This is a genomic window from Psychrobacter sp. MES7-P7E (genome assembly GCF_002863645.1).
In the GTDB taxonomy this organism is placed as follows: Bacteria; Pseudomonadota; Gammaproteobacteria; order Pseudomonadales; family Moraxellaceae; genus Psychrobacter.
On sequence record NZ_PJBU01000095.1, the window covers coordinates 20,579 to 32,031 of the forward strand.

Here is an 11,453-nt window from a genome sequence, read left to right on the forward strand (position 1 = left end):
TACATGAAATTAAACAATAGGGCTGCTGATGACTTACTGACCTTGGGTCGTAAAGATGTTTTGCTTACTTACCTTATACTTGCCATTTTCGCTACTTACATTTAGCGTGACAGGCGTTTGGCCAAACTCTATCACATCAGGATCACCATAAATACTAACTGGCATATCGAAGCTTTCGCCTGCTTCTAAAGGTACATCGTTGAAGCGTAGCTCTAAACTCAAACCCTCTTGCGGTGCGAGCGTTATTTTATAATTGTGAGGCTCTTGGGTTTTGTTGGTCAGCTTGACGATATAGCTGTTCTCAATCATGCCTTGGGTATTGATAGATGACAACTGATTACGGTCACGGCGAATATCAATCTCTAAGGGCACGCGATCGGTCAGCGCATATATAACACCGCCACATAGTACGGCTAACAATGTCAAGTAAGCAAATAATCGTGGGCGTAGTACGCGGCTTGGCTCTTTTTCTGCTAACTGACGTTCGGTCGTATAACGAATCAGTCCACGCGGATAGCCGACCTTGTCCATCACTTCGTTACAGGCATCAATACAAGCTGCACACTGGATACAGCCAACTTGCAAACCATCACGAATATCGATACCAGTAGGGCAGACCTGCACACACATGGTACATTCAATGCAGTCGCCCAGGTGCTCTGGATTTGTGCCCTTTTTACGGGCACCGCGTGGCTCACCGCGTTCATAATCATAAGATACGATCAATGTGTCTTTATCAAACATCACACTCTGAAAGCGGCCATAAGGACAAATCTGTACACACATCTGCTCACGCATGTAGCCTGCATTGGCATAAGTAGCGAAGGTGAAGATAAACATTGAAACCCATACCCATGTTGGCCAGTCAGGGAATGGAATTACTCCTATTGACTGCCAGCTGTGATATAGAGAATCTGTTCCCGCCACATAACTAACAAAGGTCGCTGCTGTAATCACAGAAAGCAAAAACCAAATTGAATATACCACCGTGCGCTTGAACACTTTGCTCGCACTTAACGGTGCTTTATCAAACTTGATGCGTTTATTACGATCACCAATGACCCATTTTTCAACGTACTGGTAGAGATGCGTCCAGATGGTTTGTGGACAAGCATAACCACACCAAACGCGGCCAGCATATACAGTCACCATAAACAAAGTAAACGCTGCAATAATGGCAAATGCGGCAATAAAATAAAAATCTTGAGTCAAAAAAGTCAAACCAAAAATATAGTAATGCTGTGAGGGAACATCAAACCATATTGCTTGTCTGCCATTATAGCGCAGCCACGGCAAAAGTAAAAAAGCCGCCAAAAGAGCATACATCGTGATGACACGAATATTTTGATAAAAACCTGTGACAAACCTCGGGTGTACACGATGCTTGGTTGCATCCAGATCGACCTGCTGTACGGGGATTTTATTAGATTGTTGTGCTGACATAAACGTGCCTCTTTAAAAAAAGAATCAGTCTGCTGGCATGATGAACAAACACCTCTAGCGTCGAGGTATATGAGTGTATGATGTTATCAATGTCAGTAAATAGCGGATAAAAAATTCGATAAAAAACTTTCTAATCTGCTTACCAAATGATCGATTGTAAATATAGTCGGTTCAACATAACCTTGATACAGGCAAGGGGAGTAAAGGTACTACAAGTAGTAGGCTAAACAAGCCTGTATCTGATTTATGCGAAATTGACTATCGTGTTATGTGATTGAGTCAGAGCGATATAAAGCCATGACCAATAGACTATTTTAAAAAATAGCTATTCTAACATTCTCCCTACTAATAATGGGGTGATAATCGTAAAAAGCAACGAATATACGAGAACGTTTTCTAGTGTTGATAGCCGCTCATCACTGTCATTTCTAAATAAAAAACAATACCGCTATACGCAAAAGGGAGAACTGCAATAACAGTTCTCCCTTCATTAAATCTCGTCCATATTCAGTACAGTAACAACGTATTAGTTAGCAGTTGCTTCTTCAGTTGCTACAGGCTGAGTAGCAGCAGTAACTGGTGCTGCTTCAGGTGATTTGCCTGTTTTATCTGATAGTGAGTAGATATAAGCAGCAAGTAGCATGATGCGCTCATTACCTAGCTTAGTTTCCCACTGAGGCATAACGCCAGCACGGCCATAACGTAATGTATTACGTACAGTCTCACGCTCACCGCCATATAACCAGATGTTGTCAGTCAAGTTTGGTGCACCTGCTGAAATCATACCTTTACCGCTTTCAGAGTGACATAGTGCACACTGCTGCTTAAAGATAGCTTCGCCTTGATTAACCAAAGTTTGGTCAAGTTCACCGTTACTCTTACTACCGTTATTTGGAGATAGTGACAATACATATTCAGAAGCTGCACGTACACCGTCTTCGCCGATCTGATCGCGCCAAGCAGGCATACCGCCAATACGACCATTATGTAGCGTAGTCAGAATGTTGCTAGCTTCGCCGCCGTATAACCAATCATTGTCTGTTAGGTTAGGGTAGCCTGTCGCACCTTTAGCGTTAGAGCCATGACATACAGAACAGTTCTGTAGGAACAAGCGGCTACCAACTTTTAAAGCATTTGGATTTTCAGACAGTTTCTCGACGTAAGGAGCAAGTTCTGCAACTTTTTCGTCAATTTTAGTCTGTAGATCTGCTGGTGGGTTTTCGCTACGACGCATGGTCGCTTGTAACTCGTTTAGCGTACCAAGTGTCGTAGTCGCGCCTGCAGCGTCTGCTTTTACCAAAATGCTTTTTTCAAAGTTATCAGTAAATACTTTGTTGTTGCTTTCAAGCTCACTGAACAACTCGTTTTTAGAGGTCCAAGGTACCGTTTCGCCATCGACTTCTACGGTGGCGATACCTTCCCAGTGTTTCGGGAACATGGCTGGGAAAAACACCCAGTAAGCGATGCCCCAGACGATTGAGCCAAAAAATATCACTAACCACCACTTGGGCAGGGGTTTGTCGTATTCTCGGATGCCATCATATTCATGACCTGTTGTACCGTCTTCTTCTACTTCTGGCTTGTACTTTAGAACCATCAAAAGGACGCCAAGAATAAATAGCCAACAAGCAAAACTAAATACAGTGATCCAAGAACTCCAAAAAAATGTCATCGTTTATCCTTATTGCGCTGCTCTTCAGACAGAGACTTTATATCCTCGTCATCAAGCGCAAGTTGTGCATCTTCTTCGAAGCGTTTTTTGTTTTTTGGCGAATACGCCCACCATGCAACGCCTACAAAGGCAACAAAGGCAGAAACGGTCGCAATTGTTTGTAATTCACCAATACCCATTAGCGCTGTCCTTCCATTGCGGTACCTAACTGCTGTAGATAGGCGACCAAAGCGTCAAGCTCAGTAGCGCCAAGCACTGCATCTGGAGCACCTTCAATGTCTTCTTCAGTATAAGGAACACCGAAGCGATCGCGGAATAGACGCATTTTAGCTTGAACGTTTTCGCCATCTACTTCGTTAGTCGCTAACCAAGGGAAACCTGGCATAACTGACTCAGGCACTAGCGAACGTGGTGCAATCAAATGCTGCTTTTGCCAGTCTTCAGAATAACGGCCACCAACACGTGCTAAATCTGGTCCAGTGCGTTTCGATCCCCATAAGAATGGATGATCCCACGTCGACTCAGCGGCACGTGAATATGGTCCGTAACGTTCAACTTCTGCACGTAGTGGGCGAACCATTTGAGTATGACAAACGTGACATCCTTCACGAATATAAATATCACGACCTTCAAATTCAAGCGCTGTCCAAGGCTCCATTGCAGGAAGGGGAGCGTTCACCCCACCTTCTTCAGGACCCTTGTTGTCATAGATCAATGGCACGATTTCAACTAGAGTTGCAAAACTAATAGCAATCACGATACCAATGACTAACAAGCCTGTATTTTTTTCAATAATTTCATGCGGTGTACCAGCCATGATCGCTCCTTATACGTTAGCTGTCGAAGGTTTTTCGACACTAGGTTCATGATCCGTTGGATCAGCGACATCTACAGGCTTACCTTCTGGCATTTTGAGTGTTTTATAGCAGTTATAAGCCATTACAAACATACCCGATACATATAAGAAGCCACCAAATGCACGGCCAATATATGGGAAATGCGAGAATTCAACAGTATCAACGAAGCTATATACCAAAGTACCGTCTGGATTAGTAGCCAGCCACATCATGCCTTGGCCAATACCTGAGATCCACATAGATACGATATAGAAGATCGTTCCTGCAGTCGCAAGCCAGAAATGCGTGGTGATTAAGCTGATAGAGTACATCTTCGGTTTGTTATAAATACGTGGTAACAGTACGTATAGCGAACCAATCGTAATCATACCAACCCAGCCAAGTGCGCCTGAGTGTACGTGACCAACTGTCCAGTCAGTGTTATGCGATAGCGCATTCACTGTTTTGATAGACATCATTGGGCCTTCGAACGTCGACATCGCGTAGAACGACAATGCAACAATCATAAAGCGAATGATCGGATCGGTACGCAGCTTATCCCAACTACCTGATAGCGTTAGTACACCGTTAATCATACCACCCCAAGATGGTGCAAACAGGATGATTGAGAAGACCATAGCAAGAGACTGCGTCCAATCAGGAAGCGCTGAATAATGCAAATGGTGACCACCGGCCCACATATATGAAGCAATCAATGCCCAAAAGTGAACGATAGACAAACGATAAGAATAGATAGGACGACCAATCTGTACAGGAACGAAATAATACATCATTCCAAGGAAGGCTGCCGTTAAGTAAAAACCTACCGCATTATGCCCGTACCACCACTGCACCATCGCATCAGTTGCACCGCCAAATAGCGAGTAAGATTTGAACGCGCTAACTGGAATCGCCATGCTGTTTACGATGTGTAGTAATGCAATCGTAATGATGAAAGCGGCAAAGAACCAGTTAGCCACATAAATATGTGAGGTTTTACGTTTGATGAGCGTACCAAAAAATACAATGGCATAAGAGATCCATACCAAGGCAATTAGGATATCGATCGGCCACTCAAGCTCAGCGTATTCTTTAGTTGAGGTCAAACCTAGAGGAAGGGTAATAACAGCGGATACGATAACCGCTTGCCAACCCCAAAAGGTAAACCAAGCCAAATATGGCGCAAATAAACGCGTCTTACAGGTACGCTGAACGATGTAGTAAGACGTTGCGAACAGGGCAGAGCCACCGAACGCAAAGATCACCGCATTGGTATGCAGTGGTCTTAAACGACTAAAGGTCAGCCATGGAATGTCAAAGTTGAGTGCTGGCCATGCTAACTGTGAAGCAATGAACACACCAAGACTCATGCCGACGATGCCCCAAACGACAGCCATGATCGTAAAAAATCTTACGATAGTAATTTCATACTCACGGTCAACTGGGGCGACTGCTGTGTTTTGTAAACTCATTGGATGATTCCTTTACAGCCCGAATTATCAACAGAATTAACCAACAATCTATGTTGTCTGCACTATAAATACTCTCAAATTTGTATTTATACTAGCGCCAACACATGTTGTTTTTTGGCTTATTTAGCGCAATGACGTCATGAACTATCGATTTAGGCCCTTACTGTCTATTAGTTAATACTAATAAATAGAAATAGGCATTTCATACACCTTACTCAAGGTCAATCGATAGTAGGATTGTTAATAGATCATCAAGGTAAATAAGAAGACGCGCCGTTTTGAGCATCAAACATCTCATAAGGCTAAATATGTATCTTAATTATTACGAAAAAATCTGTACTAATGAAGATAGATACCCATATCTATAGGGCTATTAAAACGCATTGACCATAGATGTATGCTAGCGGCGGCTGACAAAAAACACGATTATGTAATGTTTGGTTAAAACTCCCGACTCTGTTTAAGGGTATTGTAACGCAATCCTAATTAAATATCATCAGAACTATGCGCCAAAATACAAACTCTTTGGTATAAATGTTAGCGAGCAACTTATTATTGCTGTGCTACTCCTCTATTTTATACACAATTTTGTCACTATTCTAGATGCTCATTTTGATTGAATAGGGGAAGCGCTCGCTAGACATAAGCGTAGGCTTGCAAAGAAGTTTTGTAACAATAACATTGCTGAGCCGATAAATAGGTTTTACTTCTTATCAAGTCGCCCTTTATAATGAGGCTGAACGTCATTAATGGCTATGTATTGCATAGGTCTATTGATAGCAATCATTTTAATAATTCTAATAGTTAGGCTAATAATACTTCAAGGGATATTGGCCTGATAGAATATCAATTAAGGATAATATAATATGGCAGTTTTTTTGACAGATGAATGGTTTGAGCAAGTAGAAAAAATGGGCAACGAAGCAGGTGAGTTAAATTTACCGCCAGTACTTGCCAATATGGTCGTCAATCTAAAAGTGGCTGAAGCTGATAAAACTATCGAAGCCAATTTTGCAAATGGTTTGCTGCATCGCGGTTTGAACGATAATGCAACGACGACACTGCTATTAGATCGCGATATTCTACAGTCTATCATCACGGATTTTGATACCAATCAAATCATGGGTGCGTTTATGAGTGGTAAAATCCGCGTCGAAGGCGATATGTCACAGCTAATGGCCGTACAGACTGCACGTCCAAGCGCAGAGCAAAAAGAGTTGTATACTCGCATCAAATCAATGACAACGATGGCTTAATCGCATATTTATACGAATTTTATGCTACGTTTTTGCGTTGTAAGTCAGTAAGACACAAAAAAGCCCCTAATTCATATTAGGGGCTTTTTATTGCGCAATCAAATAGGCATAAAAAGTCTTTCAAACAGTCTAGCTAGCTTTTGATTGCTGCGTCGCATTTGATTGGTTTTCTTTGTATATTGCTGCTTGTAGCCATACGTTTGCTTGGACGTAGTCATGTACTTTGATGCTATTGGTTTCAGCAGTGTTGAGCGCACCAATACGCACGACGAAAGGATCTGCATCCTGCTCACGTAGCGTCACCACGTCAAACAATATGATAGATTTACCATTAAATACGGTTTCTTGCTTGCCAAGTACTTGACCTTGACACCAAGCTTCATCTTCTTGTCCTAGTGTATCGCCAAACAAGTAAGCACACATATGACCCAAGTTGATTTCGACAGGTGCCATCTGCTCTTTGGTTTCAGGTTTCCATTCACTGATTTGCTCTTGTAGGTCATCAGGGATTTTTCCGTCATTTGCCGCCACGATGTCGTTAAAGGCACGGTGATAACGGATAGACTCTTGGTCTTCGACCATAATGACTTCGTTTTGCTCGCTTAGCTTAATTTCATGCGCCCAAGCACTAAAGTTGACATAGTAAGAGGTGTCGCGCTGATACAGATGACGGTTGGTCGTATAGAGTTGATCAAACGCATAAATGATACTGCCATCAGCAGTACGTAAACGTAACACGGCATCGTGCGAGTTATCATTGGCGATGACACGCTCAATTTTGCAGTTCAATCCGTAAGGACTATCGACACAGGGATAAGCATTGATAAAGCATTCTGGCTTACCATCTTTCATCGCCAGCACTTGATTAATATGGCATGGCTGATCTTCTGATAAAAGCAGGCAGCTGTCTTTTGCACTAACGTTGTTGTTCAGGCCTTTAGGCATCGCGGCGACTTCGATCATTTTTTGTAGCCATTTAGGCACATCATGACTCATATCATCGGTCAGAATACGCCAGTGATCGGCGTGACCTGCAGACTGCTCATCGGTCAACGTGATCTTGGTAGGAGATTGAATGTTTTTGTATTGATAATTTATGGTCATGAAAATACTCAAAATTAAGTCAGCGTGAGGTTTGTATCTAATACTATATTTGCTTGTGTACCATCCAACATTTTAAATGATTGGTTTATGATGGTCAGCGATATTATCAGTAAATAGCGAGTAAACCTCAATGAGGGGTTAATGACAATTGTCTTTAGCATATAATATATAGGTATTGGTACAGCTAATAGCAAGCCCCCTATAAAAAATAATAACAAAACCCAGTTTTTTGGTAAAAAATACTCTCAGGTGTTGCTAATGACTGGCACATATCAGCTAGTTTGTGTCAAACTAGCTCCCTTTTGACAGCTGTTATTGGCTCGTCTGACACCCTGTTTTTGTGTTTGATTTATATGTGAGCAGTAGCAACTGTATGATGCATTTACTACTGCTCGTTATGCAACCTATATAAAGTCGCACGTAGATAAGATAAAGAGTTTGAATATGTTTCGTCCTTTAGCGTTATTTATCGGCTTACGATATACCCGAGCAGAACGTAGTAATGGCTTTATCTCCTTTATATCACTCATCTCGATGATTGGTCTGACGCTTGGGGTTGCCGTATTGATTACGGTGCTATCAGTGATGAACGGCTTTGACCGTGAACTGAAAACCCGTATTTTGGGAATGGTACCGCAGGCTACTGTGGTCTCATCAGAAATTATTGGCGACTGGGAACAGCTGGCTGATCAGATCAAAGAAGACCCAGAAGTGGCAGCTGTGGCGCCATTCATTCAACTGCAAGGGATGCTGACATCAAATGGTCAGGTCGCAGGGATCATGGTGACAGGCGTCGAGCCTGAATACGAAAAAAACGTCTCTATCATCAATGAGCATATGATTGAAGGTAGTATTGACACCTTGAAAAGTGGTGACTTCAGTATCGTGTTGGGTGAGGAGATGGTGCAGTCCTTGGGTTTGCAAATAGGGGATAAAGTGACGCTGGTATTGCCAGAAGCGTCACCATCACCAGCAGGTGTGATACCGCGATTTAAGCGTTTTACTCTGACAGGTATCTTTACGATCAGCCCAGAAGTAGACAGTCTCATGGCATTTATCCCGATGGGAGATGCGGCAAAGTTACTGCGTCTGCCAGAAGGTGCGCAGGGCGTACGCATGAAGCTGAACGATATCTTTACTGCGCCGATAGCTGCGGAAAAAGCGGCTGCTATCGCACCTGAAAAGCTATATCCAAATGACTGGACACAAACCCATGGCAATCTATTTGGAGCAATTCAAATGGAAAAAGCCATGGTTGGCCTATTACTATTTTTGATCATCTTAGTTGCCGCTTTTAACATTGTCTCAAGTCTGGTTATGCTAGTGACCGATAAAAAAGCAGATATTGCAATCTTAAAAACCTTTGGTGCGTCTCCTCGTTTGATTACGCAAGTCTTTATGGTCCAAGGTGTGGTTATCGGTGTCATCGGTACTATCGCTGGTACGATATTGGGTGTGATATTTGCGCTTACAGTTAGTGATATTTTAGGCTTTATTAACCAAGCTTTTGGTCTGAACCTGTTTGATGCGTATTTTGTCAATTACTTGCCATCGCAGTTGCGTTTGTTAGATGTGGTATTAATCACAGGTGCATCGTTTGTATTGAGCTTTTTGGCAACGATTTATCCAGCGCGCCGAGCGGCTAAGATTCAGCCTGCTCAAACGCTACGCTATGAGTAATCGCAAACGCCTAAATATCGAAATAAATACCGAAATAAATAAAATAAAGGAAGCGCTATGTCTGCCATTTTAGAGGCGACCAATATCAATAAGATATATGATGAAGGCGCGGTCAGTACGCAAGTATTGACTGGTCTTGATCTGACTGTTCATGCGGGTGAGCGCATCGCTATCGTTGGAACTAGCGGTTCAGGTAAAAGTACGTTGCTACATTTGCTTGGTGGTCTAGATACGCCAACCAGTGGTGAAGTTTGGTTGCATGGTCAGTTATTAAATAGCATGAATGAAACTGAGCGCGGAGCTATGCGCAACAAGCATTTGGGCTTTATTTATCAGTTTCACCACCTTTTGGCAGAGTTTACAGCAATCGAAAACGTAGCTATGCCATTGCTGATGCGTCCAGAAGTATCAACAACTGATGCTCGTAAGCAAGCAGTTGAGATTCTAGAAAATGTCGGTCTGGAGCATCGTTTGATGCATAGACCAGGTGAGCTATCAGGTGGCGAGCGCCAACGTGTAGCGATTGCACGCGCGCTAGTGACTAAGCCATCGCTTATTTTGGCGGACGAGCCAACAGGTAACTTGGACTACGACAATGCACAAAGCGTCTTTGGCCTGTTGTCAGAGCTACAAAGCACCATGCAAACCGCGCTACTTATGGTGACGCATGATCGCAATTTGGCGGCGCTTGCTGATCGTCAGTTGTTGCTACGCAATGGGCATTGGGAGCAGTATTAATAATTTTTTATATTAGGTCGAAAAACTGACCGAAACGCCATCTATTGGCGTCTGTCATGGATATAGTGGCTATCATATTGAAAAGTTATTGTTGTATTATTAAGAAAATATATCATAGAAACTAGCGATTAAGCGGTTGTGAGCCAGCCGCCTTATCTATTTTATAAGGATGCGTAAAATGCGTGAAGATGATAATCCAATTGCGGCTTTTGGCAGTGCAGAAGAGGGTGATGAGCCGTTAAAGCCTTACATCGATCCAACTTTGTTTGAAACGCTTGATAGACAAGCGCAAACGGAGCTACTGACACCTGTGTTTGATGCCATCACTTTGGCTGGGGTTGATTACGACCTAAAAGTCCAAGATAGCGCGACAGGTAAACGTTATACGCTCTGCAAAAATGATGAAGTCATTGAGATCGTACCGATGGATAGCAACTTTACTGACAAAGTCTTAAATGCTATAGAGAACAGTAAAGAAGAATGAGCTTTGCTAGCTTACTTAGCTAGGGCGTAAGTATTATAGCCGTGTAATAAAGTTAGATTACTTATCGCTTATCAGATTCGTCAGAAGGTTTTTGCTGACGTTTCTGCCAACTAGCCACGGTTTTATAGCGCCAGATAGCCTTGAATGCTAATCCGCAAACGATGCTAGTCACTACCGCCAAAATTGTTAGCCCGATGCAAAATGCAGCAAGCGATACTGTACCGCGATAAGTAATGAACGGATTGGCACCATTTGATAATGCCCATAAGCTAAAATCAGCAATCATTCTACCGATGAATCGCAAGCTAATCATAGGTGCATCAATGATCTTTGCACCGATATAGTATCCAGCATAAAAGATGGGCAAGCTAGTGACTGGGTTAGTAATCCATGTCAAACCAAGCGCCATAGGAACATTGGCACGAAAAATAAGCGAGCCAATAAGTGCCAGTAACATCTGTCCTGGCAGCGGAAAAAATGCACTTAGTACACCGATATAGACGGCCTTATTTAGGCTGTGTCGATTGAAATGCCATAACCTTGGATCAGCCAAGTGCGGTGCAAACAGCTTTAAAGTGCGACTTTCTAAGATTTTCTCTGGTGTAGGAAGTAGGTCTTTTAGACGTTTTTGGGGCACAGGATCGCCTTTAATCATTAACTACAGTCTACTCAATAGTATTGAGAAGCTGGTATAAAGTAATATATAGTGAGTAGGATAAAGATTAGAACACACAGAATGGTGGTGTCAGATAGTTACCACCTAATACG

11 protein-coding genes are annotated in these 11,453 nt (G+C 42.6%); 4 read left to right on the top strand and 7 right to left on the bottom strand.

All coding sequences use genetic code 11. The features are described from left to right. Positions 1 to 33 precede the first annotated feature (33 nt). From ccoG to ccoN, 5 genes are all read right to left on the bottom strand, one after another. Positions 34 to 1,443: a cytochrome c oxidase accessory protein CcoG gene (gene ccoG, locus CXF62_RS07350; protein WP_102093625.1), complete on the bottom strand. Its 1,410-nt coding sequence runs from the start codon at positions 1,441 to 1,443 to the stop codon at positions 34 to 36. A gap of 526 nt (positions 1,444 to 1,969) precedes the next feature. Continuing rightward, positions 1,970 to 3,115, bottom strand: a complete 1,146-nt coding sequence (locus CXF62_RS07355) for a c-type cytochrome (RefSeq protein ID WP_102093627.1) — start codon at positions 3,113 to 3,115, stop codon at positions 1,970 to 1,972. Then, a complete protein-coding gene (locus tag CXF62_RS07360) occupies positions 3,112 to 3,294 on the bottom strand; it encodes a CcoQ/FixQ family Cbb3-type cytochrome c oxidase assembly chaperone (RefSeq protein ID WP_010199605.1) in 183 nt (60 codons plus the stop codon). The genes CXF62_RS07355 and CXF62_RS07360 overlap by 4 nt, the downstream gene beginning before the upstream one ends. Next, positions 3,294 to 3,932 (bottom strand): cytochrome-c oxidase, cbb3-type subunit II, encoded by a 639-nt coding sequence (gene ccoO / locus CXF62_RS07365; protein WP_102093628.1) that lies wholly within the window; start codon positions 3,930 to 3,932, stop codon positions 3,294 to 3,296. The genes CXF62_RS07360 and ccoO overlap by 1 nt, the downstream gene beginning before the upstream one ends. A 9-nt stretch (positions 3,933 to 3,941) precedes the next feature. Then, entirely contained in the window at positions 3,942 to 5,423 is a 1,482-nt protein-coding gene (gene ccoN / locus CXF62_RS07370; RefSeq protein WP_057760799.1) for a cytochrome-c oxidase, cbb3-type subunit I, read from the bottom strand. A gap of 866 nt (positions 5,424 to 6,289) precedes the next feature. Between ccoN and CXF62_RS07375 the strand changes: the two genes are divergently transcribed. Then, a complete protein-coding gene (locus tag CXF62_RS07375) occupies positions 6,290 to 6,679 on the top strand; it encodes an SCP2 sterol-binding domain-containing protein (RefSeq protein WP_057760797.1) in 390 nt (129 codons plus the stop codon). Positions 6,680 to 6,808: 129 nt separating this feature from the next. Here CXF62_RS07375 and CXF62_RS07380 read toward each other — a convergent pair whose 3' ends face one another. Then, entirely contained in the window at positions 6,809 to 7,783 is a 975-nt protein-coding gene (locus CXF62_RS07380) for a hypothetical protein (protein WP_102093630.1), read from the bottom strand. A 444-nt stretch (positions 7,784 to 8,227) separates the two neighbouring features. Between CXF62_RS07380 and CXF62_RS07385 the strand changes: the two genes are divergently transcribed. The 3 genes from CXF62_RS07385 to CXF62_RS07395 all read left to right on the top strand — a co-directional run bounded on the left by CXF62_RS07385 (position 8,228) and on the right by CXF62_RS07395 (position 10,685). Beyond that, positions 8,228 to 9,463: a lipoprotein-releasing ABC transporter permease subunit gene (locus tag CXF62_RS07385; protein WP_102092330.1), complete on the top strand. Its 1,236-nt coding sequence runs from the start codon at positions 8,228 to 8,230 to the stop codon at positions 9,461 to 9,463. Positions 9,464 to 9,520: 57 nt separating this feature from the next. Beyond that, the gene (gene lolD, locus CXF62_RS07390) at positions 9,521 to 10,201 is read left to right on the top strand and encodes a lipoprotein-releasing ABC transporter ATP-binding protein LolD (RefSeq protein WP_057760792.1); all 681 of its coding nucleotides are present in this window, start codon (positions 9,521 to 9,523) and stop codon (positions 10,199 to 10,201) included. A 178-nt stretch (positions 10,202 to 10,379) separates the two neighbouring features. Continuing rightward, positions 10,380 to 10,685 carry a hypothetical protein gene (locus CXF62_RS07395; protein WP_057760791.1) on the top strand — a complete coding sequence of 102 codons (306 nt, stop codon included), beginning with the start codon at positions 10,380 to 10,382 and terminating at the stop codon, positions 10,683 to 10,685. A gap of 61 nt (positions 10,686 to 10,746) precedes the next feature. On the opposite strand, the gene CXF62_RS07400 is transcribed toward CXF62_RS07395, so the two are convergent. Next, a complete protein-coding gene (locus tag CXF62_RS07400) occupies positions 10,747 to 11,322 on the bottom strand; it encodes a DUF2062 domain-containing protein (protein WP_228153190.1) in 576 nt (191 codons plus the stop codon). Positions 11,323 to 11,453: the final 131 nt, after the last annotated feature.